This is a genomic window from Nocardia implantans (genome assembly GCF_035544775.1).
Lineage (GTDB): Bacteria > Actinomycetota > Actinomycetes > Mycobacteriales > Mycobacteriaceae > Nocardia > Nocardia implantans.
Genome location: NZ_JAYKYQ010000009.1, coordinates 226199 through 240152, shown reverse-complemented (window position 1 = coordinate 240152; position 13954 = coordinate 226199). Strand labels below are relative to the sequence as shown.

Here is a 13954-nt window from a genome sequence, read left to right as displayed (position 1 = left end):
ATGACTGCTTTTGTTCCTGCTGTGGCGACGGGCGTTTCCGCGCTGGTGACCGTGCTGGCCGGGGTCGGGATGCTGGTGGACCGGCCTTCGGATACTCCGGCCCCGATCGTCCCGGCCGCGGCGTCCTCGGTGGTAGCGACCACGCCCGCGAGCCCGGCTCCGGCTCCGCGCGGGTGCGTGATGTTCTGCGAGGACCCTGGACCGAATTGGCCTGAGGACGAGAAGGTTCCGACCTCACCGGCGCCGGAGGGCTGCCGGTTGTTCTGCGAGTTGGAGCGTGGCCGGGAAGGTGGGGGGTTCTGATGAGTGTCGCGGGAACGGTGATGCTCGCTGGTGGGATGTGCACGGGCGCGTCGGCGTGGTGGTGGCTGCGGTCGATCGCCGCACGGGGTGGGGAGATGCAACCGGCTGGTGCTGCCGGTGAGGTCGCCGCGGCTGCTCCGGAGCTTCGGACGGCGGTGTTCGTGGTGACCGACTCGGCGCAACTGGCGCTGATGTGGCCCGCGCTCAAGCTGGGTTCGCCGGAGACCGGCTACCCGAGTGTACTGTCCGCCACCTACACCGAGTTCGGCATGTCGGTAGAGGTGCAGATGCTCGGCGGTCAGTCGGTCAACGACTGGAACAACGACAACACCCGTGCCGCGCTGGCCGCCTACTTCGGCGTCCCCACCGTGACGGTCACAGCCACCGATCCCGGATTCCTCCGCCTGGACCTGCGGGTCTACGACACCTTGGCCGACACCGCGGCCCTGCCGGGCACGGCTTCTGAGGTGGGTGTGGACCTGGAAGCGGTCCCGGTCGGGGTGACCGAAGACTTCGACACCTGGCGGGTGCGGGTGCTCTACGGACACATCCTGCTGGCCGGCGCGACCGGTTCGGGGAAGGGGTCGGTGCTGTGGTCGATCATCGCCGCACTCGGCCCCGCGATCCTTGCCGGGTTGGTGGATCTGTATCTGGCTGATCCGAAGGGCGGCGCGGAGTTCGGCAAGGGCGAGAACCGGTTGTTCGTCCGGTTCGCCACCGACAACACCACCATCCTCGCCATGCTCGCCGAAGCCGTCGAGCTGATGCGCGAACGGTTGGCGCGGATGCGGGCGGCGGGTCTGCGCAAGATCGTCCCGAGCACCGATGAGCCGCTGATCCTGATCATCATCGACGAAGCCGCCTCCCTGTCGTCGTACGCCAGCCGGGAGGAGCAGCAGGAGTTCCGGCGCCTGACCGGGTTGTTGCTGTCGCAGGGGCGTGCGGCGGCGGTGTCGGTGATCGCGGCGTTGCAGGACCCGTCGAAGGAGACGATGCCCAACCGGCAACTGTTCCCCGTCCGCATCGGCCTCCGGTTGGACGAGCCGACGCAGAGCGCGATGGTCCACGGCCAAGGCGCACGCGATCGCGGCGCGCGCTGCGACGAGATCTCCGATCAGACACCGGGTGTCGGCTACGTCGGTGAGGACGGCACGAGCGAGTTCGTTCGGGTGCGGGCGTACTTCGTCTCCGATGACGACATCGACGCCATCGTGGACGCCTATTCCCCAGCGCCTGAGATCGTCGCTCCGAGTGAGGATTACAGCGGCTTCGATCCCGATGACCTCGGCGACGGCGACGAGTCCGAAGACGGGCCGGTGGCGGCATGAAACGCGGTCTTGTGATCGAACAGCACGTGGTTGTCTACTGCGACACCTGCGGCGACCACTACACCGAGGGCGAGAACGAGGCGATCTGCTTCGACTCCATCACCCAGGCCATCGCCTATCTGACCGTCCATTCCGCGGGCTGTGTCGGCTGGGTCTACGACGGCGACAAGGTCGTCTGCGACGGCTGCCAGGCCACCAACCGGTGCAGCGAGCACGGCCACACCTTCCCTGAGTCCTGGCGCACCACGGTGTGGCCGCTGGGCAATTCCACCCGTTCCCGCACCTGCGAGGTGTGCGGCGTCCCCGAGATCGAGGTCCAGTCATGAAGAAGCCCATCGTCCGCGACAGCGACGGTCGTTTCGACCGGGAGGACATCGACGCGGTCGTGCACATCCGCTCTCGGCGCCGCTGCCAGCTCGAACGCCGCGGCGCGGACCCGGTCGCGGTGGCATTGCACCTGCTGGCGGAAACCGGAGACGCGCCCGGGTGGGATGCCGGCATGGACAGCTACGGACCGGAGGCCGCGTGATGCTGACGGTGACCGACTTGTTCTGCGGCGCTGGCGGTTCCAGCTCCGGCGCCGCCGAAGTGCCGGGTGTGGTGGTGCGGATGGCCGCCAATCATTGGCGACTGGCGGTGGAAACCCACAACACCAACCACCCGGACACCGACCACGCCTGCGCGGATCTGTCGCAGGTCGACCCGCGGTTGTTCCCGCGTACGGATGTGTTGTGGGCCTCGCCGTCGTGCACCAACCACAGCGTGGCTCGTGGGCGTCGCCGCAACATCGACTCCACGCCGGACCTGTTCGGCGAGATCCTGCCCGATGAAGCGGCGGAGCGGTCGCGGGCGACGATGTGGGATGTGGTGCGGTTCGCCGAGCATCACCAGTACCGGGCGATCATCGTGGAGAACGTCATCGACGCCGCGAAGTGGGTGATGTGGCCCGCCTGGTTGCAAGCGCTCGACTTGCTCGGCTACCGGCATGAGGTCGTCTACCTCAACTCCATGCACGCCCAGGCCGCCGGAGCTCCGGCGCCGCAGTCACGGGACCGGCTGTATGTGGTGTGCTGGCGCACCGGGGACCGCGCCCCGGACTTGAATCGGTGGACTCGCCCGAAGGCCTGGTGCCCTGCCTGTGATCGGGAAGTGACGGCGGTGCAGGGTTGGAAGAACCCGCGTCGGCGGTGGGGCCGCTACCGCGCCCAGTACGTGTGGCGTTGCCCGTCGGTGTCGTGCCGTAACGCGATCGTCGAGCCCGCGTGGTTGCCTGCTGCGTCGGCGATCGATTGGAGCTTGCGCGGTGAGCGGATCGGGGATCGGCGCAAGCCGTTGGCGGACAAGACGATGCAGCGGATCTCTGCTGGGTTGGCGAAGTTCGCCGGGGACCCGTTCGTGGTCCGCCACTACACCCCGCGCGGCAGCTACGCGCAGATGTCGACCGCGGTGACCGCCCCCGCACCGACCTTGACCGCCTCGCAGGTGCCTGCGTTGCTGGTGCCCGCCGGCGGGACGTGGCGGCAGGATTCGACGAGTGTCGTCGACCCGATGCCCACTCGCACCACTCGGGAGGCGGACGGGTTGCTGATCCCGGTGGAGGGACGTGTCGGGGTGCATGCCCGCTCGACGGGGGATCCGATGCGGACGATGACTACCCGCAGCGAAACCGCGTTGCTGGTGCCCTACTACGGCAACGGCACCGCCCGCCCGGCGTCCGAACCGCACGGCACCGCCACCACCCGCGACCGATACGCGCTCATTGTGCCGCTGCGCAACCACAACACCGCCAAACTGGTCACCGAACCCCTCGACACCGTCGCTGCCGCCGGGACTCATCACGGGTTGACCATTCCGGCACCCGCGGTGGAGGACTGCGAATTCCGGATGCTTGAACCCACCGAGATCGCCCGCGCGATGGCGTTCGACCGCTCCTACGTCATCCTCGGCAACCGTCGCGAACAAGTCCGGCAAGCCGGGAACGCGGTCACTCCTCCTGCCGCGCGCGACCTGGTCTCCGCGGTGGCCGAAGCGCTCGGTCACGAGGTCGCGGCATGACCGAACCGACCAAACCAACTGCGTCTCAGGTGAATCCGATCGTGAAGGCCGCTGCCGACGAAGTCGCCGACGGCAAGCGGCGCCCGCGCCGAGATATTCACGCCCCGTGTGCGGGGCAGTTGTCCTTGTTCGATCCCTCCCCGGGGAAGGCTGACCGATGACCACCCAGAACGTTCACATCCGGAAGAACCAGCACCTGGACCTGTTCGACCGGCTCGCTCTCGTGCTGCTCAACATCCTGTGGGGGACTGTCATCGGGTTGTGGTGGCTGCTGCTGTTCCCCATGATCTCCGCCCCACTCGCCGTGGCGGTCGCGGTGTGGGTGCTGTGGGGTTGGCCGGTGGGGGTCGCGACCGGCGGGGTGTCCGTCGCGGGCCTCGTGCTGTGGCAGCGTCAGCGCCCGGAGAAGTTCGACCGGTGGGTCACCCACCGGGCACGCACCCGCGCCCTGACGTGGTGGCGCTACCGCCGTCGCTGGGTTCGGCTGATGGAGGCCTGCCACCTGAGCATCGACCGCGGTGACCGCACCCTCGTCCCGCGTCTGCTCGGTGTCGAGATCGGCCCCGCCACGGATCGGGTGCGGGTGCGGATGCTCGACGGGCACTGCCCGGCAGACTTCGAAAACCGCGTCTCGCAGTTGGCGCACGCCTTCGGCGCCCTGGACTGCCGCGCCACCATCACCGGACCCGGCACCGTCGAACTCGCGTTCCGGCGCTCGGATGCGCTGGCCGCCACCGTGATCCTGCCGCGCGTGGATCACTGGACCAACCCGAAGAAGGCCGCCTGATGGAACCCAACACCACTGCGGTGGTCCCGGTCCGGCAGACCGCGGCCGAGCGTCGTGCGCTGCCGGACTTCCGGGACGTCGCCGAAGCCCTGGCCGACGAGGAAAAGGTGTGCCGCCGGCCGGTGCCGATGCGGGTGGAGAACCCGCACACCTTCGAAGTGTCCTACGTCGGCGCCCCGTGCAAATCCACCGTGGCGTCGGTGTGCCCGGCCTGCGCGGCCCAAGCCCGGTATCTGCGGATGACCCAATGCCGCGAAGGCTGGCATCTGGACCACGAACCGGTCCAGGACACCAACGACCCGACCGAACAGCAGAAAGCGTTGCTGGCCGCACGGGCGGACCTGTTCAACACCTACCAGCAGGCCAAGGACGACGGGGACCAGGACACCATGTCCGGCATCCGCGAAGTCGTCGGGGACCTGGATCGGGAGATGCGCGAGAGCGGGTTCCGTGGTCGGCTGCCGGACCTGGACGCCAAACCGCAGGATCGGCGCTCCCGTTCTACTCGGCGTCGTCAGGATGTGCCGGATCTGCCGCGTAAGAAGGTCGCCAAGCACACCATCGGGCAGGCGTATGCGGGCAAGCACCGCCCGGGCATGTTCATCACCCTCACCATGCCCTCCTACGGCGGCATCAACCGTGACGGCGCCACCGACCAGGACGGCAAAACCTGCTCCGACGGCTCCCCACGCAACCCGGACTCCTACGACTACGTGCGCGCAGCGCGGGACATCGTGCACTTCTCGGCACTGTTCGATCGGTGGATCCAGAACCTGCGGCGGGCAGTGGGCTATGACGTGCAGTACTTCGCCACCGTCGAACCGCAACGACGCGGTGCCCCGCACCTGCATGTGCTGCTGCGCACCGACATCCCCCGCGAACTGATCCGCCGGGTCACCGCCGCGACCTACCACCAGGTGTGGTGGCCGCACTTCGACCAGCCCGTCTACGACGACGACCGGCTGCCGGTCTGGGACCACACCGCGGTGACGTTCGTGGATCCGCGGTCGCGTCGGCCGCTACTGGACTGGGACGCCGCGTTGGATGTCCTCGACACCGTCGACGATCTCGAGCCCGCGCACACGCTGCGGTTCGGTAAGCAGGTCGACCCCCGGCACATCCGGGGTGTGGTGCCAGGTACTGAGGCGGACAAGACGATCGGCTACGTCACCAAGTACCTGACCAAGTCGATCGCTGAAGTCCTGCACACCGACTCTGCGCGCACCGAGATCCATTACGACCGGTTGCATGCGGAGTTGCAGCGCATCCCGTGCTCGCCGCGCTGCCCGGTCTGGCTGCGCTACGGCATCGTCCCGAAAGGCGCCAGCGACAAGACCATTCCCGGCCGCTGCAAGGGCAAGGCGCACCGTCGCGACACTCTCGGCCTGCCCGGCCGCCGGATCTTGGTCTCGCGTCGCTGGTCGGGCAAGACCCTGCCCGATCACAAGGCCGACCGCGCGGAGTTCGTTCGGCAACTGCTCGCCGATGTCGGCATCGTCAAACCCGACACCTCGCACCTGGTGGTCACCCCGGTCGAGCCCGGCGACCAGTCGGTCCCACCCCGCGATCACCTGATCCTGGCCGCCATCGCCCAACGCACCCGATGGCGCGCGGAATACACCAACGCCCTGCTCGCCGCGGGGCCGCCAGCGCGACAGGAACATTCGGCAATTCGGCAAGCAGCATAGGAGGAGACTGCGATGGAGCTGAATCAGCTACTGGGGACCACGTGGTACACGACTGAGGAGGTCGCGCAGATGCTGCACGTGGATGCGTCGAGCCTTCGACGGTGGCGGACTGCTCGCCCGCCGCAAGGGCCGCCGTTCGTACAGGTCTCCGATCGGGTGGTCCGCTACAGCCGCACCGACGTGGAGGCGTACATGCGGGCCAAGCGTGTAGACCCGACGGCGGCGTGATGGCCGAACAAGTGCATATTCTCCCGCTCGGTGTCGAGTTGCGGGCGGACGTGGAAGTTCGGCAACGTGCCAAGCCGTACCGTGCCCGGGTCCGCTGGGTCGATCCCGCGACGAAGAAACGCCCCTCGGTGTCGGAAGCGTTCGAGACCCGGGAGGAAGCCGACGAGTGGATCGAGCGTATTCGGCAGGCTGCGGCTCGGGGTGTCGATCCGAAGATGGCCACGGCGACGCTGGCTGACTACGGGAAGGTCAGCCTGGAGCTGGCGTTGCGTGGCATCGAGCCGAAGACCCGCGACCCGTATCTGGCGGGCTGGCGCCGGCGGGTGCTGCCCACGGTCGGGCATCTGCCCGTCACCATGATCACGGCTGGTGTGGCCGATCGTGCGGTGGGCGCCTGGATCGCGGACGGGTGCAGCAAATCGACGGTGAAGAACACCCTGGCGGTGTGGGGCCGCGTGATGGATCAGGCAGTGCGTGACGAGCTGATCGACCGAAATCCGGTACAGGTGACCGGCTGGCAACGACAGTTCGCGCAAGTCGAGGACGAGCTGGAAGACCCGCGCGCACTCGCATTGCCCGATTGGCAGACGCTCACTGCCCTGGCGGATGCCCTGGTTGCCGCGTCGGCAGACAACTACCGCGGTTGGGGTGAGGTGGTGATCTTCGCGGCGTGCACCGCCACGCGCATCGGAGAGGTCTCCGGCTGCCGGGTCACCGACATCGACGTGGACGACTGGGTATGGACGCTGCGACGGCAAACCACTCCCGGCCCGGGCGGGATGCAGGACAAGGGCACGAAAGGCAAACGGGCACGCAAGATCCCGATCATCGCGGAACTTCGCCCGCTCGTGTCGCGTCGGATCGCCGCGATAGGGGACAAGCCGGAGGCACGGTTGTTCGTCGGTCCCCGGGGCGGGCGAATCTCGACCGGTGTCCTGCGGCGGGCGACGCACTGGGACGACGTGGTCGCCGCCCTGGGCTACGAGCATCTGCGGCGGCACGGGCTCCGGCACACCGGCCTGACGTGGTTCGCCGACGCGGGCGTGCCGGTGCATCGGCTGCAGAAGATCGCCGGACACCGCGATCCCCGGATCACCGAGCGCTACCTACACCCGGACATCAAGTCCTTGCAGGATGACGGCAATCTGCTCTCGCAGCATCTACGGTCCCCACGTGGTCCCCAACTCCGCGTGGTCGGCGAATGAGTAAAGCCCCTCCGACGCTGGTCAGAGGGGCTTTCTCGTCTGTCGGGCTGACAGGATTTGAACCTGCGACCACTTGACCCCCAGTCAAGTGCGCTACCAAACTGCGCCACAGCCCGTTGCGTCCGCTGTGCGGGCGCTCGAAGAGATTACCGCACGAGGCTGGAGGGGTGCTAATCGCCTGGTCACACGGGGTTGGAGGGGTGGGTCAGCGGTAGTCGTCCACGTGGTCTACCGCCCATTGGGCGAAGGTGCGGGCGGGGGTGCCGGTGATCGGTTCGGAAGTGGGGCCGACCGGGCTCGGTTCCGAGCCTGCCTTCGCCCACATGTCGAGGACCGGGCGGTAGTAGACCTCGGCGGCTTCCTCGTAACTCAGTTCGATCAGCTCGACCGGCTCGCCGAGGGCGGCGGCGATGGCAGCGACCTGTTGGTGGTGGGACAGGGATTCGGGGCCGGTGAGGGGGTAGGTCTTGCCCGCGTGGGATGGGTCGTCGAGTGCGGCGATGGCCGCGTCGGCGATGTCGGCTTCGTGGATGGGGGTCAGCTGCAGGTCGGGGAAGGGGACGCGGACGACGCGCTCGGCTTTGATGGAGGGAAACCAGGTGCGGGCGTTGGCGGCGAACGCGCCCGGCCGCAGGACGGTCAGCGGCAGGCCGGATGCGCGCAGCGGATTCTCCACCGCGAGATGCCTTGCGCCGATGGGGTTCTTGTCGTTGTCCGCCGCGATGGAGGACAGCAGCACGACGTGGGCGACCCCTGCGGCCTCGGCGGCGTCGATGAAGTTGCCGATGCCATCGGCGGCGGCGTAGCAGAAGACCTTGTCCACACCCGTGAGGGCGGCGGTGACCGACTCCCGGTCGGTCAGGTCGAGTCCGACGAGTTCGACATCGTCGGGCACTGTGGTCTCGGCGGGGCGGGAGCTGGCCGCCCGCACCGGTTTTCCGGCCGCGCGCAATTGATCGAGGACGGTGCGGCCGACGATGCCGCGCACGCCGGTGACGAGGTAGGTCATGAGGTTTCTCCTTCGGAACGGGAATCGGTGAGATGGGCGAGAATGCGGCGCAATTGCTCGCCGTAGCGCTGCTCGAACTCGGCGGACCGAGCCTCCACCCCGAACAGGTCGCGCACCTGGACCGGTAGCAGCAGCGGGGCGATGACCATCCCCATCACCGCGAGCTGGAACGCGGCCGGGTCGAGGTCGGCGGCGACCTCGCCGCGTTCTTGACGGCGCCTGGTCACGGCGATGTCGGTCCCCGAGATCGGGTGCGTGCCGGTGGGGGCGGCGTCGGACAATCCCCGCCACATGAGCAGGCGGATGCCGCGCGGGTCGCGCAACCCGTCGCGCAGATAGTTCGTGACCACCTCCGCCAACGGCAGCTCCGGATCGCTCAGACCGGCCTCGCGCTCCAGCCAATTCGCCTGAAGCGCCCGGTAAAGGCCTTCCTTGCCGCCGAAGTAGTAGGTGATCAGCTGCTTGTTGACACCGGCTCGCTGGGCGATGTCGCTCACCCGAGCACCGGCGTAGCCCTTGGCGGCGAACTCCTCCATGGCGGCCTCGAGCAGGCAGCGTTTGGTGCGTTCGGCGTCGCGGACACGGTGCGCGGGATCGGGGGTGCGGTGGGTCGCCACGCGCCCAGACTATGCAGTTATTTTACATATGGCTAATTGTTTTAGATGTACGGATGATACGTCGGCGGCGGGGGTGCATGTGCGGTGCGGTAACACACCCGCCGTCGGCGTGAAACGAAAGCCGGGCGCAGACGCCGCCGGTGCACGGAAGGCAGTTCGGTTCGTCGGCGGTACCACCAGCCGGATCTCCGGTAGGGCGTCCAGCAGCAGTTGGTCGAGCGCCGCTCTGGCCATGGCGAGCGACTGGGCAGGGCGAGTGTGCGGACCGGCGCCGCGAACGATTGCCTTGGCGTCGCGTCCGCACCGCGAACAACCTGCGACAGCTGCGATCTGCGTACGACTCGCTGCCGAGCGTTTCGCCCGGATGACGAAGCGCCTGCTAGTGAAATGTCCGTCAGTCGACGTCTCGCGTCAAAGGATGCCGCCCCGGGGCGACGGCGCAGGCGCCTGCACGACCGTCGACTTCGAACGTTTGCGCAACGTGAAGCCCAGCGTCTCGTACAAACGGATCGCCGACGTGTTCGCCGCGGCAGCGTGCAGGAAGGGTGTCTCACCGCGAGCGCGGATGCGCGCGCCGACCGCGCGGACCAGCCGCGTGGCGAAGCCGCGGCCACGGAATCCGGCGTCGGTGCACACGGCGCTGATCTCGGTCCAGCCCGGCGGGTGCAGCCGCTCTCCGGCCATCGCCACCAGTTTGCCGTCGATTCGAAGCCCCAGATAGGTGCCCATTTCGATGGTCCGCGGCGCGTATGGGCCTGGTTGGGTGCGAGCGATCAGCTCGAGGATCTCCGGTACGTCGGCCGCGGTGAGCACGTCCAGTTCCGGGTCGTGGGCGACGCGCAGCGCGGTGCCGTCCATCTGCACCGAGTCCATTTCGCGCAGGACCGTCCAGCCGTCGGGCGGCACGTGGCCGTGGCCGCGCAACGAGGTGCTGCCGCCCGGACCGAGGAGGGTGGCCAGATCGGCCCAGTCTCGTTCGTCCAGCACCGGCGGGTGGCCGACGAACCTGGCGACCTGCGGGTCGTAGCGGCCGATCCGGCCTACCCAGCCGGCGAACCTGCGGTGCTCGCCACGCAGCGACGCCCGCACCGGGTCGTCGAGCGGGTGCAGCTCGACGTCGACGATCGACTCAGTGGTCACCGCGCACTCCTCCACAACAGCGTCCGACGAGAGAACGTTAGCGAGGCACACGATCGCGGGACATGGTTGCGCTCAACGCGATTCGGATGCGTCGACCGTCGTGATGGGGCGGCCGGGCCGAGCGGCGGGGTCATCGAACCTTCGACGCGCCGGTCCGCCGCGGCTCGGCGCCGGTGCGGAAGGAGCGCGCGAACGCCGCCGCGGTCGCCGAAGCCGAGGCCGCGAAGCACAACAGCACCGCCGGGCCGAGTGCGCCGACCGTGGATCGCTCGATTTCTTGACCTCCAGGTCTAGAACGATTACGGTTCGGGTCATGGGCAGGCCGCGCAACTTCGACCCGGACACGGTGGTGGAGCGCGCCATGGAGGCGTTCTGGACGCACGGGTACGCCAACACCTCGCCCGCGCAGTTGGCCGAGGCCACCGGCATCGGAAAAGGCAGTCTGTACCACACGTTCGGCAGCAAACGCGCTTTGTTCGACTTGGCTCTGCGTCGCTACGACCAGCTGGGCGCCGAGCTGGCCGCCGACCTCCTGTCCCGCCCTGGCTCCACCCGCGAGTGTGTCGCCGCCTTCCTGGGCGGCCTGGTCGATTCCGATCTCGCCCAGCCGGTTCGGCGCGGCTGCCTGGCGGTGAACACCGCTATGGAACTGGGCGGACACGACGCGGAGATCACCGGCGCGGTCCGCGCCATGCAGGACCGTGTGATCGCGGCGTTGGAGACCCGGATCGATCAGGGACGGCGCGACGGTGACGTGCGCGCAGGCACCGATGCCAGGGCGGCGGCCGAATTCTTGATGAACACCATCGTCGGCTTGCGGGTGATGGCCAAGACCTACGACGCGCCGACGCTGCATCGCATCATCGAAACCGCGCTGACCGGCCTCTGAGTTCCGATGTCCGCCGTCGCCCCGCTTGCTGCGTCAATTATTGACCTGTAGTTCAAGAAAGAAAGGTTCCAGTATGGATCTCGAACTGTCCGGCAAGACCGCCGTCGTCACCGGTGCCGGTCGCGGCATCGGGCTCGCGGTGGCCGAGGCTCTGACCGCTGAAGGCGTCCGTGTGGTCGGCGCCGCGCGCACCATCACTCCCGAACTCGAAAAGGCCAGCGTCGCGGCCGTCTCGGCCGACCTCGCCACCGCCGAGGGGGCGACCCGGTTGATCGACGCCGCGCTCGACGAGCTGGGCGGCATCGATATCTTGATCAACAATGTCGGCGCGGTGAACGCCGCGCGCCTGGAGCTCGGCGGCTTCCTCGACGTCGAGGACGAGCAGTGGCGCGAGCTGTTCGATCTGAATCTGTTCAGCGCGATCTGGGTCACCCGTGCGGCCCTGCCCAGTCTGCTGCAGCGGCGCGGCTCGATCGTCACCATCTCTTCGATCAACAAGCATCTTCCCGCCGCGGGCCCGGTCGGCTACAGCGAGGCCAAGGCCGCGTTGACCGCGCTCACCAAGCGGCTCAGCGAGGAGTTCGGGCCGCGCGGAGTGCGGGTCAACACCGTCTCTCCCGGCGTGGTCGGCACGCCGCTGTGGCGCGGGCCGGACGGCGTCGGCGCCAAGTTCGCTTCGGCACAAGGGGTTTCGCAGCAGGAACTGCTCGCGTCCGTGCCCGAGCAATTCGGTATCGCCTCCGGCCGGATCAGCGAACCCGAGGAGGTCGCCGCTCTCGTCGCCTTCCTCGCCTCGCCGAAAGCCGCCAATATCGTCGGTGCGGATTACGTCATCGACGGTGGCACCTTGAAGATCGCCTGACGACGCCAGCGGCGGGAGTGCTTCCCGCTCCCGCCGCGCCGCGAATCGAGTCGAATGCGTTCGCGCACTTCGCATCACAAGCGCACTCGGCGTCTGTCGCGTCCGCAGGCCTCAGCGTGTAGCCTGGCTGGCCGGAACGCGCGGATAGGAGCGGACTGGTGCGTGTCCATCATCTGGATGCCGGGGGAACACGTCCTTTCGGAGGCCGTTTGTTCGACGGCAGGCCGGGGTTCCGGCGTAAGGCCGCCGGGGCATCTCATTGTTTGTTGATCGAGCACTCCGGCGGACTGGCCCTGATCGATACGGGGTACGGCGAGCAGGCACTGGTCCGGCCGGATGACTGGGTGGGGCGCCAACTCATCCGGCAATCCGATCCGGTGCTCGACCGGCCGATCGCGCGGCAGATCGAGGCGCTCGGCTTCGCTCGCGAGGATGTCCGGGACATCGTCGTCACGCACCTCGACCTCGATCACGCCGGCGGCCTCGCCGATTTCCCGTGGGCCACCGTGCATGTGCACCGAGCGGAGTTGGACGCCGTCGCGGGGCCGTTCGGCCGGCGCGAGAAGTTGCGGTACCGGCCGGTGCAATTCGAGCACGGCCCAGAGTGGGCGGTGTACGACGAGACCGACAGCGACGCGGAACGCTGGTTCGGTTTCCGGGCGGTGCGCGAATTGCGGGGGCTGCCCCCGGAAATACTCATGGTTCCGCTGGCGGGACACACCCGCGGTCATGTCGGTGTCGCGGTCGACACCGGAGACGGCTGGCTGTTGCACGCCGGTGACGCATACACCTATCACGGGCAGATGCTTGCCAAGCCGTCGATGCCGGTGGGCACGCTGATCTTCCAGTGGTACGTGGACACTCGGCGGCGGGCTCGGATCGACAACCAGCAACGGCTGCGTGAACTCGTCCGCGACAACGGCGACGCGGTCACGGTCTTCTCCGCGCATTGCGCCACGGAGTTCGAGCGACTCCGCGGTTGACCCGGAGCGCCGTGCGCGCTGCTACCCCAGGCAGCGGTGCGAGCCCGACCTGCAGGGCTGCGGCCGGTGTCGTCGAAGATGGCCGGCTCCATCCGGTGCGCGGCGTAGGGGACGAACCCGCCCGCGTGGGCGAGAACGAAGCGGATGTCGGGATACCGCCGCCGGATGCCGTCGCGCACGAGCAGGTACGCCGCCCGGGTGGTGTCGAGCAGGAAATCCGCGGCGAACGGCGCGACACCTGGGACGGCGGGCGCGGGCAGGCCCGCCGGGTGGACGAACGCGACGGCTGATCGCTGGTTCAGCACGTCGAAGAGTTCGTCCTGCCCTAGCTCGCCCAGATAGCTCCCCGGTGCGTTGGCGAGCAGCACGACGCCGTCGGCGTGCTGGTCGTCGAGGGATCGCCGGGCCTCGGCGGCGACCGCAGCTGTGTCGGGCATGGGGAGGGTGGCGAAGAACCCGAAGCGTCCGGGTTCGGCGTGCGCGAGCGCGGCGCTGTAGTCGTTGACCGCCCGCGCGAGTTCGGCCGCTTGTGCCGGATCGGATAGGAAAGTGGTGCCGGGCGTGGAGACCGACAGCACCGCCGAAGCGATCCCGGCTCGCGTCATCGACGCACGCGCCGCTTCGGGGCTCCACTCGGGAAGTGCGCGGCCGCGGCCTGGCGACCGGGGGAGCGGCGGCCGTCTTCGGACTCGCTGAGATGCCTGGTTCCCGGGTGCGGCCGGAGGGGGCGAGGTAGCGTGAAGGTGTCGGCCTGGGTCGACCATGTCATCGACGGTGTGGTCGTCTTCGCCGGCAGCGCGTGGTCGGGGCGTCCGCATCGTGGTCGCGTCCGGCCGGGAGCCGCCCGGCGGCTTCCGCTG

The 13954-nt window shown here is 68.5% G+C and carries 15 protein-coding genes, 1 tRNA gene and 1 pseudogene; 12 read left to right on the top strand and 5 right to left on the bottom strand.

All coding sequences use genetic code 11. The annotated features are described in order from the left end of the window. The 9 genes from U3653_RS22190 (at position 1) to U3653_RS22150 (ending at position 7594) form a co-directional block, all read left to right on the top strand. A complete protein-coding gene (locus U3653_RS22190; RefSeq protein ID WP_195081572.1) occupies positions 1–303 on the top strand; it encodes a hypothetical protein in 303 nt (100 codons plus the stop codon). Beyond that, positions 303–1631 (top strand): FtsK/SpoIIIE domain-containing protein, encoded by a 1329-nt coding sequence (locus tag U3653_RS22185; protein ID WP_195081573.1) that lies wholly within the window; start codon positions 303–305, stop codon positions 1629–1631. Before U3653_RS22190 ends, U3653_RS22185 begins: the two co-directional genes overlap by 1 nt. After that, complete coding sequence (locus U3653_RS22180) at positions 1628–1957, top strand: hypothetical protein (RefSeq protein WP_195081574.1); 330 nt, start codon at positions 1628–1630, stop codon at positions 1955–1957. Before U3653_RS22185 ends, U3653_RS22180 begins: the two co-directional genes overlap by 4 nt. Next, on the top strand, positions 1954–2160 hold the full coding sequence (locus U3653_RS22175; RefSeq protein WP_195081575.1) for a hypothetical protein: 207 nt from the start codon (positions 1954–1956) through the stop codon (positions 2158–2160). The genes U3653_RS22180 and U3653_RS22175 overlap by 4 nt, the downstream gene beginning before the upstream one ends. After that, entirely contained in the window at positions 2160–3686 is a 1527-nt protein-coding gene (locus U3653_RS22170) for a DNA cytosine methyltransferase (protein WP_195081576.1), read from the top strand. Before U3653_RS22175 ends, U3653_RS22170 begins: the two co-directional genes overlap by 1 nt. Before the next feature lie 157 nt (positions 3687–3843). After that, a complete protein-coding gene (locus U3653_RS22165) occupies positions 3844–4473 on the top strand; it encodes a hypothetical protein (RefSeq protein ID WP_195081577.1) in 630 nt (209 codons plus the stop codon). Further along, positions 4473–6161: a replication initiator gene (locus tag U3653_RS22160; RefSeq protein ID WP_195081578.1), complete on the top strand. Its 1689-nt coding sequence runs from the start codon at positions 4473–4475 to the stop codon at positions 6159–6161. The genes U3653_RS22165 and U3653_RS22160 overlap by 1 nt, the downstream gene beginning before the upstream one ends. Before the next feature lie 12 nt (positions 6162–6173). Beyond that, a complete protein-coding gene (locus tag U3653_RS22155; RefSeq protein WP_195081579.1) occupies positions 6174–6389 on the top strand; it encodes a helix-turn-helix domain-containing protein in 216 nt (71 codons plus the stop codon). After that, positions 6389–7594, top strand: a complete 1206-nt coding sequence (locus U3653_RS22150; RefSeq protein ID WP_195081580.1) for a tyrosine-type recombinase/integrase — start codon at positions 6389–6391, stop codon at positions 7592–7594. The genes U3653_RS22155 and U3653_RS22150 overlap by 1 nt, the downstream gene beginning before the upstream one ends. Positions 7595–7636: 42 nt before the next feature. Here the strand turns inward: U3653_RS22150 and U3653_RS22145 are convergent. The 4 genes from U3653_RS22145 to U3653_RS22130 form a co-directional block, all read right to left on the bottom strand. Beyond that, a tRNA-Pro gene (locus U3653_RS22145) sits at positions 7637–7710 on the bottom strand. An 89-nt stretch (positions 7711–7799) separates the two neighbouring features. Beyond that, on the bottom strand, positions 7800–8603 hold the full coding sequence (locus U3653_RS22140) for an SDR family oxidoreductase (RefSeq protein WP_195081581.1): 804 nt from the start codon (positions 8601–8603) through the stop codon (positions 7800–7802). Further along, positions 8600–9220 (bottom strand): TetR/AcrR family transcriptional regulator, encoded by a 621-nt coding sequence (locus tag U3653_RS22135; protein ID WP_323124304.1) that lies wholly within the window; start codon positions 9218–9220, stop codon positions 8600–8602. The genes U3653_RS22140 and U3653_RS22135 overlap by 4 nt, the downstream gene beginning before the upstream one ends. A gap of 411 nt (positions 9221–9631) precedes the next feature. After that, positions 9632–10360, bottom strand: a complete 729-nt coding sequence (locus U3653_RS22130) for a GNAT family N-acetyltransferase (RefSeq protein ID WP_195081582.1) — start codon at positions 10358–10360, stop codon at positions 9632–9634. A 313-nt stretch (positions 10361–10673) separates the two neighbouring features. Here U3653_RS22130 and U3653_RS22125 point away from each other — a divergent pair, with 313 nt between their 5' ends. From U3653_RS22125 to U3653_RS22115, 3 genes are all read left to right on the top strand, one after another. After that, a complete protein-coding gene (locus tag U3653_RS22125) occupies positions 10674–11249 on the top strand; it encodes a TetR/AcrR family transcriptional regulator (protein ID WP_195081583.1) in 576 nt (191 codons plus the stop codon). A gap of 73 nt (positions 11250–11322) precedes the next feature. Further along, on the top strand, positions 11323–12111 hold the full coding sequence (locus tag U3653_RS22120; RefSeq protein ID WP_195081584.1) for an oxidoreductase: 789 nt from the start codon (positions 11323–11325) through the stop codon (positions 12109–12111). 158 nt (positions 12112–12269) lie between these two features. Further along, the gene (locus U3653_RS22115; protein ID WP_195081585.1) at positions 12270–13094 is read left to right on the top strand and encodes an MBL fold metallo-hydrolase; all 825 of its coding nucleotides are present in this window, start codon (positions 12270–12272) and stop codon (positions 13092–13094) included. A 50-nt stretch (positions 13095–13144) separates the two neighbouring features. On the opposite strand, the pseudogene U3653_RS22110 reads toward U3653_RS22115, so the two are convergent. Then, positions 13145–13744 (bottom strand): annotated as a pseudogene (locus U3653_RS22110) (amidohydrolase family protein); the annotation flags it as partial. Between the last annotated feature and the right edge of the window lie 210 nt (positions 13745–13954).

What these genes read in the sequence shown, in the direction of transcription:
- U3653_RS22190 (WP_195081572.1), top strand. Translation starts at nt 1, where the DNA reads ATGACTGCTTTTGTTCCTGCTGTGGCGACGGGCGTTTCCGCGCTGGTG.
- U3653_RS22185 (WP_195081573.1), top strand. Translation starts at nt 303, where the DNA reads ATGAGTGTCGCGGGAACGGTGATGCTCGCTGGTGGGATGTGCACGGGC.
- U3653_RS22180 (WP_195081574.1), top strand. Translation starts at nt 1,628, where the DNA reads ATGAAACGCGGTCTTGTGATCGAACAGCACGTGGTTGTCTACTGCGAC.
- U3653_RS22175 (WP_195081575.1), top strand. Translation starts at nt 1,954, where the DNA reads ATGAAGAAGCCCATCGTCCGCGACAGCGACGGTCGTTTCGACCGGGAG.
- U3653_RS22170 (WP_195081576.1), top strand. Translation starts at nt 2,160, where the DNA reads ATGCTGACGGTGACCGACTTGTTCTGCGGCGCTGGCGGTTCCAGCTCC.
- U3653_RS22165 (WP_195081577.1), top strand. Translation starts at nt 3,844, where the DNA reads ATGACCACCCAGAACGTTCACATCCGGAAGAACCAGCACCTGGACCTG.
- U3653_RS22160 (WP_195081578.1), top strand. Translation starts at nt 4,473, where the DNA reads ATGGAACCCAACACCACTGCGGTGGTCCCGGTCCGGCAGACCGCGGCC.
- U3653_RS22155 (WP_195081579.1), top strand. Translation starts at nt 6,174, where the DNA reads ATGGAGCTGAATCAGCTACTGGGGACCACGTGGTACACGACTGAGGAG.
- U3653_RS22150 (WP_195081580.1), top strand. Translation starts at nt 6,389, where the DNA reads ATGGCCGAACAAGTGCATATTCTCCCGCTCGGTGTCGAGTTGCGGGCG.
- U3653_RS22140 (WP_195081581.1), bottom strand. Translation starts at nt 8,603, where the DNA reads ATGACCTACCTCGTCACCGGCGTGCGCGGCATCGTCGGCCGCACCGTC.
- U3653_RS22125 (WP_195081583.1), top strand. Translation starts at nt 10,674, where the DNA reads ATGGGCAGGCCGCGCAACTTCGACCCGGACACGGTGGTGGAGCGCGCC.
- U3653_RS22120 (WP_195081584.1), top strand. Translation starts at nt 11,323, where the DNA reads ATGGATCTCGAACTGTCCGGCAAGACCGCCGTCGTCACCGGTGCCGGT.